We start from the raw sequence: 24,899 nt of genomic DNA, 5'->3' as shown, positions 1-24,899 counted from the left end.
TGAAATAGGCTTTCTTTTTGAAGCTAAAACCTTGTATAACTAGCGAAATAATAAAATAAAAAAGAAGATTAATGGGGAAAAATTGGGGCAATGCTGTCTGTACGAAATGGGGCGTACAATGGCGTAAGTTGAAGCATCTTTTGTTTGAATCGGACTATCTCATCATCAATTGGTCTGACTACGATAAAGGGCGTTTACTCCTCATCTTTGGCATGCTGAGTCAAGTTAGCGTGTTGAAGTGGTGCATCATGAATTTTTATTATTCGACCAATCGGATTTGGTTTAATCCGAGTGAACTCAAGTTCAGGATCATCGTCGCTTGTATAGTCCTACTCAGTTATGGCGTATTGGCAGTACTCAGTCTTTATTTCAAAAAATATTTAAATTTTAGACTGTTTTTTAGCTATTTTGCGCCCGTCCTGTTTGGGATCGGCATGATCTATGGTGGCTATATGATCGGGATCTATAGTCCTGCCACTATGGCGGGGACGGTCAATCTGCTGATGGTCGGTTTGGTTTTTTATCGTCCTGCGATTATGCTCAGTATTACATTTCCGATCACATTGTTTATTGGCTACATTTGCTATCAAACTTCGATTGACCATCTAGAATATGCACCGATTTTCAGCCCAGCTTTAAAACAGAGTGAGTTTTACGATAATGCCTTTTGGCTCATGAGTATGGCGGAGTTGTATTTGCCCATATTGATCGTCAGTGCAGTATTTTTTCAGATTTTGCTTTTACAGTGGCGACACCGTGAACAAAAGATGGAAGTCCTCAGCCGTGTTGATGGCCTGACCAATGTGTTTAACCGTCGTTATGTCAGTCATGAACTTGATACGCTCAGCAAACAGATACGGCCTGAATTTGCAGTGGTTTTGCTTGATCTCGACCATTTTAAACTGATCAATGACCAATATGGACATGATGCAGGAGATGCCGTTTTACAACGTGTTGCACAAATTTTAAATGACAATACCCGTGTACAAGATGTGGTTGGGCGTTATGGCGGTGAAGAATTCATTTTAATTCTAAAAAATCAGAGTTTAGAGCAGGCGATAGACGTGGCTGAACGCTGTCGATTGGCAATTTTTGAAGCTGAAACCATGATAGCCAACCATCAAATGTTGAAGATTAGTGCAAGTTTTGGTGTGGCAACAGCAATTGAGGGAACACCGTCTGCTTTGGTCACGCGTATGGCCGATCAAGCGCTGTACATGGCAAAGCAACAAGGTCGTAACCAAGTACGCAGCTTTCGTGAGTTAAACTTGGCAGAAGATTAAATAATTTAAATGATAGTTATGCAGCAATTACAATTTCAGCTCGGATTAGCGCAGCTCGACTTTCAGACCGAGCAAAAGAATATTCATTTTGATCACGGCTTAGCGGCTTTGGTACAAAAATGTGTTCGACATCAGTGCTTCGATGCTTTGGCAATTGAATATTTGATCTATGAAATTGAAGAAATTTTAGAACGATTACAGCTCGATTATCAGACGCAGCGCTGTGCTCAGTCGAATGACTCGATGCTGCATATATTGGCGCAGACCTTTTTTGAACATGCGACCCGCATTGACCGACAAAGCTTAGAACATGGCTTTAATGAAATGATTGAACATACCGAATATTACCAAAATCTATTTGGTGAACAGGCAATCATTCAACTCAGTTATTTCGTTTTTATTCGAGAAATGATGCACCATTTGAATATACAGCACATACAGGTTTTAGCTCAGAACGCGTCTTCACCATAAGGACTTATACAGAGGCAGCTCAATTTGTTATAAATAAAAAAGCACACAACAAAAAATAGCCCTTATGAAAACGCCTGTTCCAGATTATTTACAGCATGTCCTCAATGCCTGCGATGCCAATCAACACGGAGCTTTGGCAGATTATATTCCTGAGTTAGCTAACGCCAATCCGAATAGACTGGCTTTGGCACTGTCTACCGTAGATGGCACGATTTATTCCACGGGTGATGACGAAGTCGAGTTCACCATTCAGTCGATGTTCGATGTCTAAACCTTTTGCTTATGCCTTAGCGATTCGTCATCTTGGTTTAGACAGCGTTTTACAAAAAGTCGGTGTCGAGCCATCGGGAGAGGCATTCAATCAAATTGCGCTCGATCCACAGAGCAATACCCCGAAAAACCCGATGATCAATTCGGGTGCAATCACCACACATTCACTTTTACCGCATGACGAACACAGCACTCGAGCTGAAAAACTCCGTGAATTTTTAAGTGAACTGGCGGGGCGTGAGCTGAGTTTTGATGAAGCGGTTTATAAGTCTGAAGTGAAGACGGCTTTTCGAAATTTGTCGATCGGTTACATGCTGCGCACAGTCGGTGTACTTGAAGAAGACCCTGAAGACGTAGTGAACGGCTATATTCGTCAGTGTGCAATATTAGTGACGGTTAAAGATTTGGCAAAAATGGCCAGTGTGCTTGCCAATGGTGGCGTGCAAGCAGCCACAGGAAAACGGTTGCTGTCACGTTCGGTGGTGCGCCAAGTGTTGAGTGTGATGATGACTTGCGGCATGTATGATGCTGCGGGTGATTGGCTGACAACGGTCGGTATTCCTGCAAAAAGTGGTGTGGCCGGTGGCATCATGGGGGCTTTGCCAGGGCAGGTTGGGCTGGCAGTCTTTAGTCCGAAACTCGATACACATGGGAATAGTGTTCGAGGTGTAGAAATATTTGAGCGACTGTCTAAGGACATGGGACTACATGTGATGGAGGGAACACCTTCAGCGCAAACGATCGTCCAAAGTCGCTATACCTGCGGTATTGATCATTCGGTGGTGGTGTATGAACTGCGCGGCGTATTGCAATTTACTGAGTCGGAAATGTTGCTGCGGATCTTAGAGGATGAACCTGTTGCGAATAACCATATCGTTTTAGATCTGACCAATATTTCTTTGATACACGATGTTGGTGTTCGAATGCTCTTTGAAGGCGTAGATCGTTTAATTGCGGATGGTCATCGCGTGGCAGTGATCGACTCAGAGCATCTCTTGGAACAAAGTCGAAGTCATGCAGGACATGAGGTGGTTGTTCGAGAAGAGTTGAGTCAATATTTACAACGGTTTGAGCGTTAATTAATAAAACGTGATTTTTGAGTTAGGCAAAGGGCTCATAAGTTTAGTGCTTAGATCGGCTATAATTTTCTTTTTGCGTTAAATTTGCTTATGTCATTTGAGTTAAAAGTCAGTTTACTCCCGAGTGTTGAAGCTTTATCCCCACAGCATAAAAAGCTGAATAAACTGATTGAGCAAATCGAACAGCAAAAGCTGGATTTAGATCTTTGGCAAAATGCCAAAAGTGAAATTCAGAGTTATATCCAGCTGAAACTTGTGCCGATCTATCGTGATTTGCATGCGGTGTACTTTCGTCAGCTTGAGCAACTTTGGCTGCACATACAACAAGAAGACTTTGCCAAAGCAGATTTAGCACAGCTTGATGCCAAACTCACCAAATTGGCAAAGCAGCTAAAAAAATCCAACTATTTAAATACAGCAGAACTTGAAAAAGTCGCTGAGGTGGATGCTTTTTATCAGCAGCACCATGCACATAATCAAAAGCCAAATAAAAAAGCCAAGTCAGCCCAAACTGAACAGAGCAAAGTAGAAGGTTATGTTGATATAGAACAAGAAACGACAGAAGAATATGAGTCATATGAAGAGTGGGACAGCGAACAATATCAACGTGAGAAAGAAGAGCATCAGCGGAAACGCTTAGCGCAAAAGCGTGAACAAGCTGAAAAGTTAGTGAACCAATCACTGAAAACCGTGTATTTAAAAATCACTGCAATGATTCACCCAGACCGCGAGCCTGACGAAACTAAAAAAGCTGAAAAAACCGAGTTGCTGCAAGTGGTGAATCAAGCTCATGAAGCACAGGATTTGTTTTATTTATTAAAGCTGCAATTACAGCTAGAAACTAATAAGGGCAAAAGCCCTAAAGCTTTAACTGATGAACATTTAAAGTTTTATCAAATGGCTTTAGAGGCTCAAAGCCAACGCTTAGCTAGTCAGATAGATGACATTACAGATAGTTTTCATTGGAGTGAAAAACCGAAACCGAAAAATATGCAGGTGAAAGATGTGTATAAGGTGATTGATGGTGATGTTTCAGTGTTAAAAGAACAAGTGAAGTGGGAAAAAGAACGGCTGAAATATATGGAGAAGGTGAAGGGGCTGGAAGTGTTGTTGGAGAATGGGGTGCTTTGATACTTTTTTCATTAAAAGCACGTTTCCCTCACCCCAACCCTCTCCCAGAGGGAGAGGGAGCTGCATCTAATTAAATTCCGTCAATTGGCTTAATAATGAATATTCCCTCTCCTTGTAGGAGAGGGCTAGGGAGAGGTTATAAAATTTGATAATCTAAATAAAATAATAAAAACAAAACGTAATGAACAATAAACTCGACCCCCAACTTTTAATATTCGCCAAAACCATGCGCCACACAGCCACAGATGCAGAACACCTGATGTGGCAACTTCTCCGCGCTAAGCGTTTTATGAATCTGAAATTCCGCCGTCAGCATGTGATCAAACCTTATATTCTGGATTTTTACTGTCATGAAATTGGTTTAGTGATTGAGTTGGATGGTAATCAGCATGGAGTGGATGATGCGATTGAATATGATGTTGAACGAACAAAGTTTTTAGAGGCTTTGGGTTTAACGGTTGTGCGGTATTGGAATTATGATGTGTTGAGTCGGAAGGATGTGGTGTTGGAGGATTTGTGGCGGGCCTGTTCTGATTGATAGTTTAGATTATCCAGTTTTTATACTTTATTATCGGGAGGATTTTAATTATTTTATCTCCACGTTGAGGGTGAATCTAAATCTTGCCTAATCATTTTATTTTTTTGTAAATAACTATCTAAAATCTTTTTACTAGGGTCAGGAAGTTCATTTGTAAATTCAATTAAAAAATTTTCATTAGGTAAAATATGAAGGATTAGGTTTGAGCCTTCAGCATTCCTATCTAAAAAAATTGCATTTTTATTTTTTAATACACTAGATCTATCTTGATTAATTATTGAATATTCAATAATGGGTGATTTTTTTCTATTAAAAGTGATACAGCAATATTGACCTGAGGACTCATACGAGCCTAAAAATTTTGCTCCTTCCACATTCGCTATTCCTTCATTATTTATTCGAACATTTGCAAAATCATTACTTGAATAATTTATTACACTGTAGTCAAAAGTATCTTGATTGTTGTTAATGTGATTGGAACATCCACTTAATATTGTGATGGAGGTAATTATAAATATTATTGTATGTTTCATTGTAATTCTTTTTAAAGTAATAAAGGGTCAACAAATAGTCAGCCCTTTATACTATATATTAGATCAAACTAATAGTGCATTAAAGTGCTGTAATTTGTACCATATCCACTTTGATATTTGCTAACTGATCAGCAAATATAAGTTCTTTTAATTTTATCATCCTTAAGATAGAGCACAGACATGGCACAGGTTTCTTCAAGTACATTAATGCTAATGCCGTCATTATTTAGTATCACTCTTGCTGATTCTGGTGCATTGTCGAAATCAAAGGGTGTTGCTGTAGGCTCTAGATAAATATCAACTAGTTTTTCACCTCTTGGGGTTATTTCGAATACACCAAAATTACCGAGGTCAGTGTTTCCATCATCACTTTCATAAAAGTACACCTTATCAGAATCAGCAATACGGAACTCGAAAAGGTATTTCATACCGACTTTATTTGGATTTTTCAAAACACGAAAAGCATCAAGTTTTCCATCGCCGTTGAAGTCGATCAGTTTTGCTTGTTTTAAATGTGTGGTATCAACTTCATAGCCTTGAGGTAAAGGTGTTGGATTATTCACTAACATAGTGGATTGTACGGTTGGTGGAATCACTACAGTATCTTGTATGATAGGTTCTGATGTTGCTTGTTTTTCAGCTTTCTGCTCTATTTTTTGTTGAGGTTGCTCTGTGCAGGCAATAAGAATCAATGTTGAAGTGATGATGCATGTAAGCATTTTTTTATTTTGTTGTTTCATGTGGATTTTTTATAAGTTTTAGTGTGGGTGTGATTATACTGGTTTAATAAAAATAAAGAATATAGAAACATTGAATGTCGATAAATGTGCAATTACTCGAATTTTCTCGTCAATTGAGATCAAACTGCACCGATGCAGAAAACTTTATGTGGCAACTCCTACGTGCCAAGCGTTTTATGAACCTTAAATTCCTTCGTCAGCATGTGATCAAACCTTATATTGTGGATTTTTACTGTCATGAAATTGGTTTAGTGATTGAGTTGGATGGTAGTCAGCATGGAACGAATGATGCGATTGAATACGATGCTGAGCGAACTAAGTTTTTAGAGGCTTTGGGTTTAACGGTTGTGCGATATTGGAATTATGATGTGTTGGGGAGGACGGATGTGGTGTTGGAGGATTTGTGGAAAAGATGTTTGACAAAAATATAAATACTCAATAACAGTATTCTTGAAAGTTTATGACTACAAAACAAAAATCTTTATAAATCTAATTTAATGGAAAGGGAAAATAATGAAAGATATTTCTACAGAAAATGTTGGATTAGTTGGTGAATATCTTGTTGCTGCTGAATTATGTAAGAGAGGTTTTTATGCTCAACTTACTTTAGGTAATCATAAAAAAACAGATCTACTTATTGAAAGTGAAAATGGTGTTGGTTGCGTTTCAGTTAAAACTAAAAGAGGAGCTACTTGGCCACGTGTTAAAGGTATTTGGAAAGAGTGTGATTTAATAGTTTTTGTTGATTTTAAGAATAAATCAATTGATGAGAGAGCAGATTTTTATATACTTAATACGAATGATTGGAAAAATTTGATAAAAAAACTTAATAAAAAGAAGAAAGATAGTTTAATAGATCGTAAAACTAATACTTTATATTGGGAAGATGAAGAAGGATTTATTACTTGGCAAGGATGTCAAATATCTGTGTCACAGGTTCTGGAGTTTAAAGAAAAATGGCCTATAAATATAAAATTAAATAAATGAAAAATTGATCATTTTTCCCTTTGGGATAGGGCTTGGGAGAATAGGTTCTAAATTTAAAAAGCACCTCTCCCTAACTCTCACCTAAGAGGAGAGGGAGTCTCAATGTGAAACTTATATAGGTATTAAATCAAATGACGCTCCCTCTCCCTATGGGAGAGGGTTATCTTTTAAAATTAATAATATCTTTCAAAGCTTGAATTGTACTATTTGAACCTTGAGCTTCAATTTTATTCTTTTCTAATTCAATAGTTGTTTCTTCTTTCTTAAGAATAAAATTACGTTCGGTATTCATAAGTATTTCGATTACTTTGGACTTAATTTGGTCATCTTGAGATTCCATTGCATAAAGAATTGCTAAATATTTATTTTCAATATTAGTCACTTCATTTTGGAAATATTTGATATCATCTAAACTTCTTTTATACAAGTTTAAGAAAAAATACGAAAAAATTTCTATTAAAATGGTTAAGCTGATTCTAGGAATAAAATACATAATTGTATCAGTTGCTTGACTTTGCGAGATTGTTTCATAGGATATTAAAGAGTAAAAAATAAAAATGATTCCACTTATACAAAAGAGTAAGCCATATACTAAATTTAAGTTGGCTTTTCTATTAATATCTAACAGATAGTTTTTTAATCTTAAAATAGTATTTCTTTTTAATTTTATGGTTTCTGATACATTTTTAAGCTGTTCTTGAATTTCATTAAGGCGTTTTTCTTTTAGATTTAGCTCCGATTCAGCTTGTTTGAGTTCAGCTAAGTTTAAATCTTTCTTCTTTTTCTGGTTGTTGAATTGTTCAATCAATTCGTGATGCTGTTTGAGCTCATGGTATTTCTTAATTAAATCATTGGTATTTTTATTGTTATTGAGATATTGAAGTGTTAGATAAACAAATGTTGTCGCAGCTACTATCACTCCAAATGAGATAGTCCAAAAATTAATTGGCTGATTATTTAGTATTTCTATTTCCATATTGCTAATAATAAAGGGCTGAATAATCAGCCCTTTATACTACAAATTTGGTTAAATTAACAGCATATTAAAGCGCTGCAATCTGCTCCATATTCGCTTTAATCTTCGCTAACTGGTCAGCAAACTCAGCAAGTTTCGCTTTCTCACCTTCAACTACAGCCGCAGGTGCTTTAGCCACAAAACCTTCATTGCTAAGTTTAGTCGCAATTTGGTCATGCTGTTTTTGAACCTTGTCTAAGTCTTTTTGCAGACGACCCAATTCCGCTTTAGGGTCAATTAAACCCTTCATTGGAACGAATACAGACACATGACCCACTACAGAAGAAGAAGACAATGGCGGTTGTTCACCGTCAGCAAGGAAAGTAATGCTTTCAACTTTTGCCAATGCCGTGAACAACGCTTCAATACGCGTGATCTGTGCTTTTTCAGCATCAGTCGTGTTTTGAAGCAGAACAGGCAACAAGCGAGCATTGCCTAGACCCATCTCACCACGGATGTTACGTACCGCACCAATCAAACCTTGCAGCCATTGCATATCAGCTTCAGCTTGTTCGTTGATTTTCGCTTCATCTGCAACAGGGTACTGAGCCAACATGATTGTTTCGCCAGAAATGTTCAGTTTCGGCGCAAGTGTTTGCCAGATTTCTTCTGTTAGGTAAGGCATCAATGGATGAGCCAAACGTAAAGATGCTTCCATTACAGCAAGCAGTACACGACGTACTTCAGCTTTACGCTCAACAGATACGTTTTCGTCATTGAGAACTGGCTTAGTGAGTTCTACATACCAGTCACAGTATTCATTCCAAATGAACTCGTAAATCGCTTGTGCAGCCAAGTCTAAACGGTAGGTTGCAAATGCTGTTTGCACCGCTTGTTCCGCTTTTTGCAGACGGCTCACGATCCACTGTTCAGGCAATTCCCAAAGGTCTTGGCGAACGTCTTGACCAATCACTTGCTCTTCGCAGTTCATCATCACGAAACGCGTTGCGTTCCAGATCTTGTTGGCAAAGTTACGGTAGCCTTCAACACGTTTCATGTCGAACTTAATGTCACGGCCAGTATTGGCAAGCGCACAGAATGTGAAACGTACAGCGTCAGTACCGTAAGATTGAATACCTTCAGGGAATTCTTTACGCGTTGATTTCTCAATCTTCGACGCTTGTTTCGGGTTCATCAAACCAGTTGTACGTTTTTGTACTAAAGTTTCAAGGTCAACACCGTCAATCAAGTCTAATGGGTCAAGTACGTTACCCTTAGATTTAGACATTTTCTGACCTTCGCCATCACGTACCAAACCGTGAACGTACACTGTTTTGAACGGAACTTGCGGTGTGCCGTCTTCATTTTTCATGAAGTGCATGGTCATCATGATCATGCGGGCAACCCAGAAGAAGATGATGTCGAAACCTGTTACCAGTACATCAGTCGGGTGGAAAGTGTTTAGGAAATAGTTTTCTTTATCTTTCGCAGCGTCACCAGTCCAACCTAAAGTTGAGAATGTCCAAAGACCAGAAGAGAACCAAGTATCGAGTACATCTTCGTCTTGTTTTAATTCAACTTCAGGTGCAATGCCGTTTTTCGCACGAACTTCAGCTTCATCACGACCTACAAATACGTTACCTTCAGCATCGTACCAAGCAGGAATACGGTGACCCCACCACAATTGACGTGAAATACACCAGTCTTGAATGTTATTCATCCAAGCCATGTACATGTTGCTGTATTGCTCAGGAACGAATTTGATGTCGCCATCTTTAACCGCTTTAATTGCAGGCTCAGCAAGCGGCGCAATTTTCACATACCATTGGTCTGTTAGAAGTGGCTCAACAATCACGCCTGAGCGGTCACCGCGAGGTGGCTTCAATGTGTACGGTTGAATTTGGTCTAACCAGCCTTCAGCTTCTGCTTGAGCAACCAATTTTTTACGTGCTTCAAAACGTTCTAAACCAATATAGTCTGCAGGGGCAGGAATGGTTTTAGAAATTTGCTCGCCCGCTTTTGCGATGTATTCAAATTCAGCAAGAACTTCAGCATTTTTGTTGAAGATGTTGATGATTGGAAGTTCACAGCGTTTGCCCACTTCATAGTCATTGAAGTCGTGCGCAGGGGTGATTTTCACACAGCCTGTACCAAATTCTTTGTCTACATATTCGTCTTTTACGATAGGAACAGCACGGCCTGTAATTGGCAAGATAATGTTCTTGCCAACAAGCGCTGCATAGCGTTCATCATCAAGCGCAACTGCAACAGCGGTATCGCCAAGCAATGTTTCAGGACGAGTGGTTGCAACTACGATGTGATCTTTACCGTCGTGAGTACGAAGTGACTTATCTTCAAAGAAATATTTGAAGTGCCACAGTGAACCTGCTTCTTCTTTATCAGACTCAACTTCTAGGTCAGAAAGGGCAGTTTGTAGTTTAGGGTCCCAGTTTACGAGGCGTTTACCACGGTAAATCAAGCCTTCTTCATGTAACTTAACAAATACTTCTTTAACCGCGTTAGAAAGACCCTCGTCCATGGTGAAGCGTTCACGTGACCAGTCTACAGATGAGCCTAGACGACGAATTTGACGGGTAATGTTACCGCCAGATTGTTCTTTCCATTCCCACACTTTTTCGATGAACTTTTCACGGCCAAGGTCGTGACGGCTGATGCCTTCAGCACCCAATTGACGTTCAACAACCATTTGCGTTGCGATACCTGCATGGTCGGTACCCGGCTGCCAAAGGGTATTTTTGCCAGACATGCGGTTATAACGAGTCAACGCATCCATAATGGCATTGTTGAAACCATGACCCATGTGCAAGCTACCAGTGACGTTTGGTGGCGGAATCATAATACAGAATGAATCACCTTTTTGAGATGGCTTGAAGTAGCCTCTCTCTTCCCAAGTCTTGTACCATTTTTTTTCGATCTCGGTCGGATCGTAGGTCGTAGCAATATTTTGCGCTGAATCAGTCATAGTCTAAACAGATCAAAAGTGGATAAAAAATTAGATCTATTGTAGCAAAAAAAATGGTGAATTAGGGATGTTGGGCGAATGTTAACTTTTAGGATTTGGCAGTAAATAAAAGAGTCCGTATGATAGGACCTAAGATAAGAAGTATCCATTGATCCCAAAACTAAGATAAAAGGAGCAATATCAAATGACTTATTCTATTTCTTTAAAGATTCAACCTACGACATATCAACGTTTTGAGACGATTCATCAAAAACTCAATGCAGGTGAAACAGAAAGTCAGTCCAAAGCCTTAGGGGATAATTTAGCGGATATTGCATGTGAAATTTTAGATCAAGTTTTTGGCCAAATGGCGCGCATGAATAAGTCTGGAGACAATGAATCCGAAAAAATTATTCAGCAAATACGTGAAACGACCCGTAAATATATGCCGTGGTCGGTGTCTTTTTTTGGCAATGACCGCCTTGTACCGATGGTAAATTATTTATATGGACGTTTTTACAGCGAAGATGGTCAGCATTATATGCATTATCCGATCGATGCCTCTTTAGCCACCGACTTGCTTGCCTATGTCAATCAAATGAAAGAAGGGCAGAATCAATATGTGCCGCTCGCATTGAAGGCATTTACACAAGTGGTCGATGCCGGGGTGACGCATTTGGTGCGAGAACCGAAAAAAATGCTGAAATTTAACATGGTGGTGGATAAAACTTTAACCGGTGTCATCAATCTCACCACGCAACTCGGTTATAAACGTTTTGATAAACTCGGCAAAATTTATGATGCACAGTCAATGAGTCAGTACTTTGATCATTTTATGGTGTTTTTGAACAATGAGCCTGTACTACGTAAAGCATAAAATACATATAAATGAATAAATTAGTTATTTAAAAGGATGTCAAAATGGCAAAACGTGATGATTTGAACGGAAAAGTGGTATGGATTACTGGGGCATCGTCAGGTTTGGGTGAAGCTTTAGCAAAAGAATGTGCTTTGCAAGGGGCGCAGGTCATTTTGACCGCACGTCGTTTTGAAGAGTTGGAAAAAGTCCGTGTTTCATTATTACATCCAGATCAGCATCTTTCAGTGTGTGCAGATATTACCAATGAAGAACAAGTTCGCCATGCTTATGAACAAGTCCTTGCGCATAAAGGCCGAATTGATTGGCTAATCAATAATGCGGGATTGAGTCAGCGTGCATTGATTACGGATACGACCATGCAGACTGAACGTGCCATCATGGAAGTAGATTATTTTTCGCAAGTCTATTTGACTAAAACCGTTTTACCGACTTTTTTAGCACAAAAGTCCGGTCGAATTGCTTTTGTTTCAAGTGTTGCAGGCTTATTAGGGACACAATACCGCGCGACCTATTCTGCTGCAAAAGCTGCCATTCATATGTGGGCGAACAGTCTACGTGCAGAAGTGGCAGATCAAGGGGTGGGCGTATCGGTGATATTCCCCGGATTTGTCAAAACCAATGTTTCATTTAATGCACTCAATGGTGCCGGCAAGCCACAAGGGCATCAGGATGAAGCCATTGAAAATGGTCTAGAGGCCAATGAGTTTGCCGAAACAGTAGTGCAATCTTTGCAACGAGGGGAAGAATACATTGTGGTGGGTGGTTCTAAAGAAAAGCTCGGTGTTTGGGTGTCACGTTTATCACCGACAACGTTATATAAAATGATTCGTAAAACCAAAGTGAAGTAAATTTTATCAAGTTTAAATAGTTTAAAAGTCACTCTTAACAGTGACTTTTTTAATGAGTATCGAGATTATAAGAAATGAAAAAGAATAATTTTAACAAATGGGGAATAGCCATCATTTTGTGCGCAATCATTGGTGCAATCGGTACAGTGGCATATTTTTATTTTAAACAAAAAACTCAAAAAATTGAGCAGAAGTCAACGCTCGAAAAGCCTGAAAAAGAAATAGGAACTGTATCAGAACCCGTTATTGAATCGGTTGAGATTGAACCTAAAGTTGAAGCGGCGAGTGCAGAAGTTGTTATGCGAGGACCAAATGAGGGGTGGTTACCGATCGAAGCACTGTTTGATGAAAAAGGATTATTGAAGTCTGAGTATTACAGTCAAAATCCTCAAGATTCAGATGTTGATAAATTACCTTATAGCTCGAATAAAATTGGTGATTTTAAATGGCGAGCTGAATTTCATCCTGTTGATGATTTTAAAGGCGATCAGGCTAGATTCAAAGATCAATGTTTTGGATATTGTGTTTTAGTGAAAGATAAGTTGCTGACCAGTGTTGAATCGACTGTATTTACGGGAGCATTGATTGCGAAAGATCATTTGATCGAAGTGATTGCACATAAGGGGAGTGGCGCATATATGCCTGTCAACTATAGCTTTATCAAAATCGACAAAGCTGGTAATGCAGAGTTAATCTCAGATGATCATAATTCTTACAACGATCAATTGGCTCGTATCAATCATTCGGGACTCGAGATTGACTTAAAACCATTTAGAAAACTTCAATATTTTCTTCTAATGAATGAAAATGGTTTAAATGTGTCGATGCAAAAACCCAATAAGGTGGATGTCGAACCGACTCAGTGTAAAGAGTATTACGAAGGAACATTAGAGGCATGTCCAACTTTATATGGATGTAAAGCTGACATTGTGGTGCAAGATCTGGCACGTGCTTATGCTGGAGATGTTGCATTTAGTTATCATGATCCAAATATTGATGAAAAGAAATTTAATGAAGTTTGCTTTAAAGTTTGTCGCAATGAAAATGTGAGTTATGAAGAGTTTGAAAACACATTGTGTAAAGTAAATTAAATAGTAAAAATGAATTGGGGAGAAGTAGAGAGATCAGATGTCTCTCTTTTGAATAGCAGTTCCATACGCAAAGACTTCGACCATGCCGCCTTGCATACCCAGCTCAGTGGTGCTTAAACGCAGGCCCATAATTTGCGTTGCGCCCATCTTTTCAGCTTCTTGCTTTAAACGCACCACGGCTTCACGACGTGCCCGATCGATAATGCTTTCATAACTGGTTAAACGTCCGCCAAAGAAGTTCTGAATATTGGCAATCACATATTTAAAATAATCATGTGAAATCACTACATTACTCGAAATCAGCTGTCCGAAATGTTCAGTAGTTTTAAAACGGTTGTTGTCTATTTGAATATGCGCTAAACGTTTTTCTTGAGCTTCGAGTTCTTTGAGATGTTTTTGTTCGATATGGCGACCGAAGCCCCAGCCAATACAAAAGAGCACTACAAAGATCAGGACTTTAAAAATAAAGGCATCCATGACTTAGTCCTGAGTTGGAAATGGGTCTGGGAGTTTTGCTGAGTTGGCTTCTACACGAACTGCCGTGCCATACACAAATAATTCAGAGGCGCCTTGAGCAATATTTGAGGTTGAAAAACGGATGCCGACGACCGCATTCGCCCCTAAGGCACGTGCTTTATCAATCATACGGCTCATGGCTTCTTGACGGGATTCTTCGAGTAGTTCTGTATAACCTTTGAGTTCACCACCCACGATATTTTTTAGGCCAGCCATAAAGTCACGACCAACATGTTTACTGCGGACAGTACTGCCATAAACGACATCAAGTTGTTGTGTAATGGTATGACCCGGAACAGATTCAAGATTACTTAAAAGCATTTTTAGTTATCAATATAAAAAGGTGAATTGAAGATAGGAAACTCTTCAGCAAAAAGCAATATATTCATTTTTATTTTGAAGCTTCGATCTAAAAATGAAAAAAGCCCACCGAAGTGAGCTTTTCAAATATTACTGGCTAGGCTAAATCAAATTATTGTTTTGATGCCGCTTTACGCTCAGCAGTAGAAGGTTGGTATTGCACAGCATCAGAAGTGTTGGCTTTGATACCACCACCAAGTGTTTTATACAATTCAACTTGATTGTTGAGATTTGCTTGTTCAAGCAACAACAAACCTTGCTCAGCTGCATAAGATGCACGCTGCGCATCCAGTACAGTTAAGTAGCTATCAATACCAGCACGGAAGCGGGCATTTGACAGTTTGTAGGTTGTATTGGTTGCATCAACTAAACGGCGCTGTGCTGCAATACGGTCACCAATGTTTTGACGAACTGCAAGCGCATCATTCACTTCACGGAAAGCTGACTGAACTGATTTTTCATAATCAGACAATGCAATTTTCTGGTCAGTTTCAGAAACTTTAATATTGGCCTGACGTGTACCCCAGTCGAAGATTGGAATATCTAGGCTAGGGCCAGCAGACCATACAAAGTTGCCTGATTTAAATAGATCACCTAAGTCCGTTGAAGCATAACCCGCTGAACCTGTCAGACTAATCGTAGGGAACAGACGTGCTTTAGCTGCACCAATGTTCGCACCGGCAGCAGACAGTTTATATTCAGCTGCACGGACATCTGGACGGTTGTTCAACAAGTCACTTGGAATACCTGAACCAATGGTATTGGTCGAAGTAATTCGATTGACACGTTGGTTAGGCAGCAAGTTCGCAGGTACTTGTTGACCCACTAATAGATTCAATAAATTTTGCGCTTGAGCAATTTGAGTTTTGTAGTTCGCAACATCATTACGTGCAGTTTCTACAGAAATTTGAGCCTGACGAACAGGAACTTCACTGTCAATACCGACATCAAAACGCTTTTTGTTCAGGTTGTAAGATTCAAGCTGAGCCTTTAAGGTTTGATCTGCAAGCTTCAAGTTTGAGTTAGCGTATGCATAGTTTAACCATGCTTGAGCCACTTGACCGATCAACGCAATTTGTGTTGCATCACGGGCACTTGCAGTTGCAAGGTAACTGTCTAAAGCATTGTCTTTTAAGCTACGTACACGACCCCAAAAATCAAGTTCATAGGCAGTGACACCTAAACCGACATTATAAGAGGTGATAGGCTTTTGTGTATTCAACGTGTCTTGACGAAGTACGCTACCACTTGCACCAATGGTTGGTAATTGACCATTGGCAGTGATTTGATACTGTTGTTGTGCACGTTCAATATTTAAAGCAGCCGTACGTAGGTCACGGTTATTGGCTAAAGCTAAGTCAAGAACTTGTACCAGACGTTGGTCAGCAAAGAAATCTTTATATCCTTGTTCAGCCACAGAAGTGCCAGAAGCACTTGCTGTGTAGCTTTCGGGGATATTGGTCTGAACAACCGGCTCTGGACCACGCATGCTTTGGCAGGCAGCCAAAGCAAGCGCAAGTGAAGAAACCGCAATGCTACGACCTGCAATAGACCATACATTTTGCATCACGATAAATGCTCCTGATTATTTTGTTGTTTTGGTTTGTACTTAAAGATACTTCGGATCCATACGTAGAACACAGGAATAAAGAAGATACCAAGTAGGGTAGAACTGATTACGCCACCCAATACACCATAACCTACAGAGTGCTGGCTACCTGCACCTGCACCAGAAGAAAGGGCAAGCGGAAGTACACCAAAACCAAAGGCTAAAGTGGTCATGATAATTGGACGTAGACGCATTTTAGCGGCATGCAATGTTGCGTCAAACAGATCTTCACCTTTTTCTTGAAGTTCTTTGGCAAATTCTACGATCAAGATCGCATTCTTCGCGGACAAACCAATGACGGCAATAATAGCCACCTGGAAGTAAATGTTATTCGCCAAGTTTGGATTTTTGAAGAACACCATTCCAAGGAAAGTCAGTAATAACGCACCCAATACACCTAATGGTACAACCAGTAATACTGAGAACGGAATAGACCAGCTTTCATACAAGGCAGCAAGACATAGGAAGACGATTAACAATGAAAGTGCGTATAGGAATGGTGCTTGTGCGCCAGACTCACGTTCTTCTAGAGATAAACCAGTCCATTCATAGTCAAAGCCTTGAACGCCCATCGAAGGAAGTTTTTGTACAATTTCTTCCATCGCTTTCATCGCGTCGCCCGAACTTACACCCACACCCGGTGAACCTTGAATGTTCACAGATGCGATACCGTTATAACGTTCAAGACGTGGTGAACCATAAGTCCATTCACCAGTAGCGAAGGTCGAGAATGGAACCATTGTGCCTTGGTTGTTACGGACATACCACTGGCTCAGGTCTTCAGGCATCATACGTGCCGCAGCTTCACCTTGTACATAGACTTTCTTCACACGACCACGGTCAACGAAGTCATTGATGTAAGAACCACCCCATGCCATACCCATTGTGGTATTGATTTCAGCAATGCTGACACCCATTGCACCAGCTTGAGCTTGGTCAATCGTGATTTTGTACTGTGGTGTATCTTCTTGACCGTTAGGACGAACACCCATGAGGCGTTTATCTTGAGCAGCCATACCGAGCACCATATTACGGGCATCGATAAGTTGTTGATGGGTTTGACCTGCAGAAGCTTTTAACTGCAAGTTGAAGCCGGCAGTTACACCCAATTCAGGCATTGCTGGTAATTGGATTGGCATGATGTATGAAGCATCCTTCACGATCATGTTCAATGCCATACCACGTTGAATGATCGCACCCACTTGAGATTCAGGTGATGTACGATCTTCCCAATCTTTTAACTTGATGAATGCAAGACCTGCGTTTTGACCTACACCTGTGAACGAGAAACCGGCAACACTGAATACAGAATCGACATATTTTTCTTCGTTTTTCAGGAAGTAATCGGTCATTGCAGTGACAGTTTTATCCGTACGCTCAAGTGAGGCATTCGGTGGTAACTGTACCAGTGTCATTACAACACCTTGGTCTTCTTCAGGTAAGAATGATGAAGGTAACTTTTGGAATAAAAGCACTAATAACCCGATTACAACTGCATAAATCACACCAGAGAAAATCTTGTGGTGCGTCATGAAGTTCACGCCGCCTTGGTATTTATGCGCAACCTTATCAAAAGAGCTGTTAAACCAACGGAAGAAACGGGCAAAGATATTGTTGCTTTCTGGTTTGTTTGGATCATGTTGTTTCAACATGGTCGCACATAGGGCAGGGGTAAAGGTCAATGCCACAATCAATGACAGAATCATTGCTGTTACCAGCGTGATTGAGAACTGACGATAAATTACACCTGTCGTACCACCGAAGAATGCCATCGGCACGAATACAGCGGTTAACACAGAGGTAATACCGATAAGGGCACCCGAGATCTGTTTCATTGAGATTTCAGTTGCAGTCACTGGGTCAAGATGATCTTCAACCATGACACGTTCAACGTTCTCTACGACAACAATAGCATCATCCACGAGGAGACCAATCGCCAGTACCATCGCGAACATGGTGAGTGTGTTGATCGAGAAACCAAACATGTTAATGACAGCAAAAGTACCCAATACCACTACAGGTACAGCCAATGTCGGAATAATCGTTGCGCGCCAGTTCTGTAAGAACAAGAACATCACAAAGAATACGAGAATCACGGCTTCTACAAGGGTATGTACAACACTTTCAATCGATAACTTAATGAATGGAGTCGTATCAAATGCAAGCGTGTCTTCTAAACCTTCAGGGTAGTTTGGACGTAGTTCTTTTAAACGTGCTTCAACAGCTTCGGCTGTATCTAATGCGTTTGCACCAGTTGCTAGTTTGATCGCTACACCACCAGCAGGTTTGTTGTTGAACTTAGAGTCGAACTGATAGTTGTCAGCACCTAATTCAACACGTGCAACATCACCTAAACGTACCTGAGCACCATCACTACTGTTACGCAGGAAAATGTTTTTAAATTGCTCTGGTGTTTGCAACAAACTTTGTGCTGTAACTGTCGCGTTCAGTACTTGACCTTCAGTTGCAGGCGCACCACCTAACTGACCAACAGCAACCTGAGCATTCTGTGTACGGATAGCCGCAGCCACATCACTCGGTGTAACTTTCAGGTTTGCCATTTTGGCTGGATCTAGCCAAATACGCATCGCATAAGAACCACCGAATACTTGGACTTCACCTACACCTGCCACACGGCTGAGAGGTTCAGAAATATTCGAGTTTACATAGTCCTTAATGTCGTCCGCAGTCAACTTACCCGACGGTGAGTGGAATGCTACAACTTGTAGGAAGCTTGCGCCAGATTTGGTGACTTTTACACCTTGACGTTGTACGTCTTCAGGTAAAAGCGCTGTCGCAGACTGGAGTTTGTTTTGGACTTGAACTTGGGCGATATCTGGATCGATCCCTTGTTCAAAGTTCAATGTAATAGATGCCTGACCGTTACCCGCACTGTTTGACGAAATATAACGTAAGCCATCCAAACCATTCATTTGTTGTTCAATGATTTGGGTTACGGTGTTTTCAACTGTTTCTGCAGACGCACCTGGGTAAGTCGCAGAGATTGAAACCGTTGGCGGCGCAATGGTCGGATACTGTGCAATTGGCATATTAGATAGCGTGAGTACACCCGCTAGCATAATTACCAATGCAATCACCCACGCAAAAATGGGGCGATGAATAAAGAATTGAGCCATTCAGTCTACTCCTTATGCGTTTGAAGTAGCTTTTTGTTCAGTTTTTGGGGCAGCTTGTTCTGCAACTTTAGCATCTGGCTTTGCTGCAGCAGGTTGTTGAGCACCTTGAGGTGCAGCAGCCTGAGGTTGATACGGTTTGGCTACAACTTGTTGCTCTGGCTTAACTTTCGCAATACCGTCAACAATCACTTTATCGCCAGTATTCAAGCCTTGAGTCACGATCCAATTCGAACCTTGTGTACCAACAGTGGTTACAGGGCGAGATTCAACAGCACCTTTTGCATTCACAATCATTGCCATTGCTTGACCTGTAGGGGTACGCGTAATGGCAGCTTGTGGAATCAGGTAAGCATTTGGAATCACACCTTGAACGATGCGAGCATTGGCAAACATACCCGGAAGCAATAAATGGTTCGGGTTAGAGAACACAGCGCGAAGTGTAACCGTACCTGTATCGGGGTTCACACTTGCATCAGAAAATGCAAGACGACCTTCAATTGGGTATTCGCTACCATCTTCAAGACGTAATTTCACTTTGGTGTTATTACTGCTGTCTAAGTTGCCTTGGCTTAATTGTTGACGTAAGCGAAGAAGTTCAGCACTTGATTGGTTAATGTCAACGTACATTGGATCAAGACGTTGAATTATGACTAATGGATCAACCTGAGATGCAGTAACTAATGCACCCGCTGTGACTGTAGAACGGTTGGTTTGACCTGAAATTGGCGCACGTACAGTTGAGTAACCTAAGTTAATTTCTGCATTTTTAAGTTCTGCCTGAGATGCAGCAACGTCTGCTTCAGCCAGTTTTACTTGCGCAACAATATCGTCATATTCTTGTTTAGAAATCGCATTTGATCCCACAAGCTGACGGTAGCGACCTTCTTTAACACGTAACACGCCTAAATTTGCTTGTTGACGTCTTAAAGCAGCACGAGCACTGTCAGCTGAAGCACGGTTTGTACGCGAGTCGATCTCGTACAAGGCTTGTCCTTCGCGAACATAACTGCCTTCTGCAAATAGACGTTTCAGTACTACACCACTGGTTTGTGGACGTACTTCTGAAATTTCATAGGCAGATGTACGACCTGAAAGTTCAACAGATTGTTCAACGCTTTGCGGTTGGGCAACAATGACACCGACTTCAGTTGGTGGCATTTGCTGTGCAGCAGCAGCTTGCTGTGCATCTTTAGGATCTTTGCTACAACCAACAAGTGCAATACTTGTTGCCAATGCGCAAGCAGTCAGGGCGGGAGCCCAAAGCTTTGCAGACATCATTGTTCCACCTCAATTAGATATTTATCTAAATTATTCATTTGTTTACGCTTTACTGATTTTGATGTAACTCAAATAAAGTAGCGCGATCCAAATAAAACTTATGCTCCAACCGGATAAGACATCTGTCGGAAAATGAACCCCAACATATACTCGCGAAACACCCATACACAGCATCCATAACAATGCCAAAATGGTGATCAAGCGATGTTGAGCATGTTGTCGGTAAATCAAGATCATCAAACACGCAAGCGATGCAGCATAACAACTGTGTGCACTTGGGAATGAACTCCCGTAAGACGCTACAAGATGGTACATTTCTGGGGGACGCGGTCTGGTGAACGTAAATTTAAGCAACCATGCAAGGCCGATACTTCCAAAGATCCCTATACTGATAAAAACAATCTCTGTGTATTTTTTATACCACGCAAAGTGTAAACACCATAGCGTGGTGAAAAATAATACAAAAGGCATGCCCCCTAGCGCGGAAAGTCCGATGGCAATTTGATTAAAAACAGCAATACGGTGCTGACTCATCCATTCCACGATACTTAAATCTAATAGATTTAAATAGCTAGAATAAAGCGACAACACACTGATAATTAATGCAAAAAAACCAACAAACAGTAGCGTTCGTGGCATATTTTATTCCTTGTCATTTTAACCGGTTTGAGCTCGGTTAATTAATGGACTAAAGTGTACTCATCAGTACACTTTATTTCAAGTATGTGTAAATCATACTGATTTTATTTTTTGCGTTCATTCACATCTTACTAAAATAAAACACAAATCTGCTAATGATTGTTCTTACTGGCTTGTGTGCCATCTTCAACTTCAAGTGGGGTTTTCGGTGGCCAGAAAAAATCACTTGGTCGCGTTAGAAAATGAGTCATCACCAGTTTAGCCAGTGGTTTCCATTGTTCAAATCTTACGCGACGTGCCCGTAGTGCCACAATAATGGTTAACGTGAAACTGACGAATAAGTTGGTAAGACCGATCAGAATAACCCCTAAGAATGACACAATGATTAAGCCAATGTCTGGTGAACCATTAATATTGATGAGGCCTTGAATGAAGTTGGCCGAGGCGAAGGCGATATGGCGAATATCTAAAGGTAAACCAAAAATAAATCCAATTGTGCCCATACTGCCCAGCATGATCCCGAATAAGAAGTTACCTGCTAAAGCACCTAAGTTTCGCTCAATGTAAGCGGCAAGCTTATCCAGTCTCTCTTGACCCATGATGCGTTTTAACTTTGGATGTGCTTGAATCCGTGGTCCAACTTTGCGATAGATCGCCATGTTGTCAAAGTACCCAGCAAGCAAACCTGATAAAAACAAACATACTCCAGCTATCGCAGCATGTGGCACAGCCAGTGAGGTAAATGGATTGAGGTCGTGTAAGGTTTTAGCTGCTTTTGCATGATTCATTAATGGCTCATGTAAAGCCATGTCCCAACTTAATGCGATCAATGCTGCAACAGGAATCGCAATACTGATGTTGCCTAAGATTGCAATAAACTGGGTTCGAATGATATTAATAATCAGCGCGGCAAGCTCGGCAATCTGCGCCATTTTCGAGCCTTTACGATGCTGAACCGTCGAGGCAAGGGCGGCAGCTGTCATCGCAGGCTGTTTAGTGGCAACAGTAAAATGTAAGACATGAATCAGCATAAAGCCGAAAGAGTAGTTCAGACTATATGAAATGGCTTGCATGAGCGGTGCCATGCTGACACGGGCCATCAGTACTTTTAAAGTTGCCATACACGCAATGATCACACCGGCACCTGCCGCAGATCGGTACATGCTCATAAAGCCTTGTTTGTCCGTACTTACATAGTGTTCGCCGGTTTTACTTGCGTTTTCGGTGACTTGTAGGGCAACCAATTCACTATTGGTGGCGAGCAAATCGCGCACACTGCGCTCGCTATAAATCGCTGACGTCACATCACTGAGTAAACTACCCATAGACACATAGCGGACATCATCTTCTTCAACAATCAGGTTGAGTAAGATTTCTAAGCGATCTAAACACTGTTCTAAAAGCGACAATAAGTAAGTCAGGCTGACACTTACACCAATTCGTTTGGTCGCACGCCGAATCTTCAGCACCACATCACGACATTGTTCCAGCATTACCAACGCTTGAGAAGCATCTGGCGGTAGCACAGCACTCATTTCTTCAGCACTTTGATGGAGCTTTTTATACTGCTGAATAAAATCATTTATTTCACGGTTTTGCACCAAAAAAGGTGATTCATATTCGGTCAGTTCAGGCTGTGCATTAATAAATTCAGGATATAAGCCAATACCACTTACCCGATAAGACAAAACGGTAATGGCCTTAATTAACTCACGGCGAATTTTCTTTTTTTCTTCCTGATTGCTATGACCTTGGTTAAACAATCGAAAGAGCTGCATCCATTGCTGATCATCAATACTGTCCAGCCAATATTTGTCGCTATGACGATAAAAAACTCGACGGACTAAATCTTGTAATTGAGTTTCGTCATTAATCAGGGGAAGAAAATGTGCGCCAAGACGTTGGAACAGTTGTCCCCAAAAACCATCGAGAGACAAAATACCTGTGTCCGCATATAAACTGGTTTGTTTATATCGGCTAATGAGTTTTAGAACAAAGCTTTGCAGGGTAGAGGCTGCATCTGGCGTGATGAGTAAAGCTTGGATGAAAGCCTGAAATTTTTTCTTAATTTCGTCGGTATTTTTTGTATCTTCTGGTCGAATTCGGTTGACCAATTCGATCAGCAAGTTTTCATCCAGCACAGCCCGAGGGGTATCGAGCTGTTGCTGCATGGTCAAAAAGATATCATTCAGTTTTATATGCATAGGCAAGGGGAATTACGATGAATATTGTTAATTATTGAATTCGGTGTAATGCCAAGTTTGCGAGGTTGATTAAAGCTTGACGATATTCAGTATCTGGTAGTGCTGCTAAAGCGGCAAGTGCTGCCTCAGTTTCTTCAGTCGCTCGTTGGCTACAATAATCAAGTGCCCCAGAGCTTTGTACAATCTGAATAACACGCTCTAAATCTGCCGTACCACCTGTGGCAATACTGCGGCGAATAATGTCATGTTCTTCGCCAGTGGTATTCTTTAAGGCAGAGATTAAAGGTAAAGTTGGTTTACCTTCCATCAAATCATCACCAATATTTTTACCTAATGTTTCAGCATCTGAGGTGTAATCTAAAATATCGTCAATAATTTGAAAGGCATTTCCAAAGTGTCCGGCAAATTTTCTAAGCGGTTCACGGTACTCTGGTGTACCAGTCAGAATCGCGGCACCTTCGGTAGCGAGCTCAAATAAACGCGAAGTTTTACCGTGAATAATATCTAAATAAGTTTGTTCTGTGGTTTCGGGTTGGTGCTGTGATTGAAGTTGTAAAACTTCACCTTCAGCAATTTCACAGGTACCCGTTGAAAAGTCTTTGAGTAATACCTTGCTGTCTAGATCCACCAATAAATCAAAAGCACGAGAAATTAGAAAATCACCCACAAGTACGGCAGTTTGATTATTCCATGTCGCATTTGCGGTTGGGCGACCACGGCGTAAACCCGATTCATCAACTACGTCGTCATGAACCAAGGTTGCGGTATGTAGCATTTCTATAATTGCTGCAAGTTTACGGTGTTTTTCTAGATCTTCCGCACCACAAGCTTTTGCTGCAAGTAAACACATAATTGGACGCATGCGTTTACCGCCTGCTTCAACCACATGTTTACTGACTGCCATGACCAAGGCAACTTTAGACGTGATCCCTTCATTAATAAATTTGTCCATCGCAGCAAAGTCAGTGGCAACAGGCGCGAGAATATCTTGCTTAAAGTCGATGGTCATATGAAGAGAAACCTCAATAATTTTTGAATTACAGACGTAGTGTAGCAATTTGTTATATGAATAACAGATAAGAACTTACTCAATTGACTTAATCTTAAGTGATTTTTTTCATCAAGCGGAAGTATTGTACTTATTTTTTAACAGACTTTTATCTTTAGCATGTTGTTTGAACAGCATGTTGTTGATGTCAGTCCAGAGTATATTAGCGAATTGTTGCTAAAAATCTATGTCAAACCTTGCCAAAAGCATGATAAGTGAAATAGAGCACTCATTTTAATGGTTTTAATGACGCTGTTTATATAATAAACGCATACTCATCTAATATTTTACGGAAATGACTTGTTGTTTTTCGGGTTATCCCTTAAAATCTTTGCCTTTG

The 24,899-nt window shown here is 40.6% G+C and carries 21 protein-coding genes and 1 pseudogene; 10 read left to right on the top strand and 12 right to left on the bottom strand.

Features of this window, described 5'->3' with window-relative positions; all coding sequences use genetic code 11:
• The first annotated feature begins 71 nt into the window (after positions 1 to 71).
• From FTU12_RS03665 to FTU12_RS03645, 5 genes and pseudogenes are all read left to right on the top strand, one after another.
• Entirely contained in the window at positions 72 to 1,283 is a 1,212-nt protein-coding gene (locus tag FTU12_RS03665; RefSeq protein WP_180113773.1) for a GGDEF domain-containing protein, read from the top strand.
• Between the two features lie 18 nt (positions 1,284 to 1,301).
• Positions 1,302 to 1,754: a hypothetical protein gene (locus FTU12_RS03660; RefSeq protein ID WP_180113772.1), complete on the top strand. Its 453-nt coding sequence runs from the start codon at positions 1,302 to 1,304 to the stop codon at positions 1,752 to 1,754.
• 64 nt (positions 1,755 to 1,818) lie between these two features.
• Positions 1,819 to 3,103 (top strand): annotated as a pseudogene (locus tag FTU12_RS03655) (glutaminase).
• A 90-nt stretch (positions 3,104 to 3,193) separates the two neighbouring features.
• Positions 3,194 to 4,234 (top strand): molecular chaperone DnaJ, encoded by a 1,041-nt coding sequence (locus FTU12_RS03650; RefSeq protein WP_180113771.1) that lies wholly within the window; start codon positions 3,194 to 3,196, stop codon positions 4,232 to 4,234.
• Between the two features lie 181 nt (positions 4,235 to 4,415).
• Positions 4,416 to 4,772, top strand: a complete 357-nt coding sequence (locus FTU12_RS03645; RefSeq protein ID WP_180113770.1) for an endonuclease domain-containing protein — start codon at positions 4,416 to 4,418, stop codon at positions 4,770 to 4,772.
• Between the two features lie 53 nt (positions 4,773 to 4,825).
• Here the strand turns inward: FTU12_RS03645 and FTU12_RS03640 are convergent, their stop codons facing one another.
• Together FTU12_RS03640 and FTU12_RS03635 are read right to left on the bottom strand one after the other, a co-directional pair.
• Positions 4,826 to 5,305, bottom strand: a complete 480-nt coding sequence (locus FTU12_RS03640; RefSeq protein WP_180113769.1) for a hypothetical protein — start codon at positions 5,303 to 5,305, stop codon at positions 4,826 to 4,828.
• A 128-nt stretch (positions 5,306 to 5,433) separates the two neighbouring features.
• Complete coding sequence (locus tag FTU12_RS03635; RefSeq protein ID WP_180113768.1) at positions 5,434 to 6,045, bottom strand: hypothetical protein; 612 nt, start codon at positions 6,043 to 6,045, stop codon at positions 5,434 to 5,436.
• A gap of 74 nt (positions 6,046 to 6,119) precedes the next feature.
• Here FTU12_RS03635 and FTU12_RS03630 point away from each other — a divergent pair, with 74 nt between their 5' ends.
• The gene (locus FTU12_RS03630) at positions 6,120 to 6,476 is read left to right on the top strand and encodes an endonuclease domain-containing protein (protein ID WP_180113767.1); all 357 of its coding nucleotides are present in this window, start codon (positions 6,120 to 6,122) and stop codon (positions 6,474 to 6,476) included.
• A gap of 82 nt (positions 6,477 to 6,558) precedes the next feature.
• A complete protein-coding gene (locus tag FTU12_RS03625; protein ID WP_180113766.1) occupies positions 6,559 to 7,032 on the top strand; it encodes a hypothetical protein in 474 nt (157 codons plus the stop codon).
• Between the two features lie 160 nt (positions 7,033 to 7,192).
• On the opposite strand, the gene FTU12_RS03620 is transcribed toward FTU12_RS03625, so the two are convergent.
• Positions 7,193 to 8,008, bottom strand: coding sequence for a hypothetical protein (locus FTU12_RS03620; RefSeq protein ID WP_180113765.1), 816 nt, complete (start codon positions 8,006 to 8,008; stop codon positions 7,193 to 7,195).
• Between the two features lie 67 nt (positions 8,009 to 8,075).
• Entirely contained in the window at positions 8,076 to 10,970 is a 2,895-nt protein-coding gene (locus FTU12_RS03615) for a valine--tRNA ligase (protein WP_180113764.1), read from the bottom strand.
• Between the two features lie 184 nt (positions 10,971 to 11,154).
• Between FTU12_RS03615 and FTU12_RS03610 the strand changes: the two genes are divergently transcribed.
• From FTU12_RS03610 to FTU12_RS03600, 3 genes are all read left to right on the top strand, one after another.
• Positions 11,155 to 11,826 (top strand): hypothetical protein, encoded by a 672-nt coding sequence (locus tag FTU12_RS03610; RefSeq protein ID WP_078192215.1) that lies wholly within the window; start codon positions 11,155 to 11,157, stop codon positions 11,824 to 11,826.
• A gap of 44 nt (positions 11,827 to 11,870) precedes the next feature.
• Complete coding sequence (locus FTU12_RS03605; RefSeq protein ID WP_078191399.1) at positions 11,871 to 12,677, top strand: SDR family oxidoreductase; 807 nt, start codon at positions 11,871 to 11,873, stop codon at positions 12,675 to 12,677.
• A gap of 74 nt (positions 12,678 to 12,751) precedes the next feature.
• The gene (locus FTU12_RS03600; protein ID WP_180113763.1) at positions 12,752 to 13,768 is read left to right on the top strand and encodes a hypothetical protein; all 1,017 of its coding nucleotides are present in this window, start codon (positions 12,752 to 12,754) and stop codon (positions 13,766 to 13,768) included.
• Between the two features lie 33 nt (positions 13,769 to 13,801).
• On the opposite strand, the gene FTU12_RS03595 is transcribed toward FTU12_RS03600, so the two are convergent.
• The 8 genes from FTU12_RS03595 to sdsA form a co-directional block, all read right to left on the bottom strand.
• Positions 13,802 to 14,245: a YbjQ family protein gene (locus FTU12_RS03595; protein WP_180113762.1), complete on the bottom strand. Its 444-nt coding sequence runs from the start codon at positions 14,243 to 14,245 to the stop codon at positions 13,802 to 13,804.
• Positions 14,246 to 14,248: 3 nt separating this feature from the next.
• Complete coding sequence (locus FTU12_RS03590; RefSeq protein ID WP_078192212.1) at positions 14,249 to 14,605, bottom strand: YbjQ family protein; 357 nt, start codon at positions 14,603 to 14,605, stop codon at positions 14,249 to 14,251.
• Between the two features lie 151 nt (positions 14,606 to 14,756).
• Positions 14,757 to 16,211, bottom strand: a complete 1,455-nt coding sequence (adeK, locus tag FTU12_RS03585; RefSeq protein WP_180021981.1) for a multidrug efflux RND transporter AdeIJK outer membrane channel subunit AdeK — start codon at positions 16,209 to 16,211, stop codon at positions 14,757 to 14,759.
• The gene (locus tag FTU12_RS03580; protein WP_180109768.1) at positions 16,211 to 19,390 is read right to left on the bottom strand and encodes an efflux RND transporter permease subunit; all 3,180 of its coding nucleotides are present in this window, start codon (positions 19,388 to 19,390) and stop codon (positions 16,211 to 16,213) included. The genes adeK and FTU12_RS03580 overlap by 1 nt, the downstream gene beginning before the upstream one ends.
• A gap of 12 nt (positions 19,391 to 19,402) precedes the next feature.
• Positions 19,403 to 20,668 (bottom strand): efflux RND transporter periplasmic adaptor subunit, encoded by a 1,266-nt coding sequence (locus tag FTU12_RS03575; protein ID WP_180113761.1) that lies wholly within the window; start codon positions 20,666 to 20,668, stop codon positions 19,403 to 19,405.
• Positions 20,669 to 20,710: 42 nt separating this feature from the next.
• Complete coding sequence (locus FTU12_RS03570; protein ID WP_180023210.1) at positions 20,711 to 21,307, bottom strand: phosphatase PAP2 family protein; 597 nt, start codon at positions 21,305 to 21,307, stop codon at positions 20,711 to 20,713.
• Positions 21,308 to 21,459: 152 nt separating this feature from the next.
• Entirely contained in the window at positions 21,460 to 23,511 is a 2,052-nt protein-coding gene (locus FTU12_RS03565; protein WP_078192207.1) for a site-specific recombinase, read from the bottom strand.
• Positions 23,512 to 23,542: 31 nt separating this feature from the next.
• Complete coding sequence (gene sdsA, locus FTU12_RS03560; RefSeq protein ID WP_078191391.1) at positions 23,543 to 24,520, bottom strand: All-trans-nonaprenyl-diphosphate synthase; 978 nt, start codon at positions 24,518 to 24,520, stop codon at positions 23,543 to 23,545.
• Positions 24,521 to 24,899: the final 379 nt, after the last annotated feature.

It is taken from the genome of Acinetobacter sp. YH12063 (assembly GCF_013419715.1).
Lineage (GTDB): Bacteria > Pseudomonadota > Gammaproteobacteria > Pseudomonadales > Moraxellaceae > Acinetobacter > Acinetobacter amyesii.
This window is presented reverse-complemented; position numbering and strand designations above follow the sequence as displayed.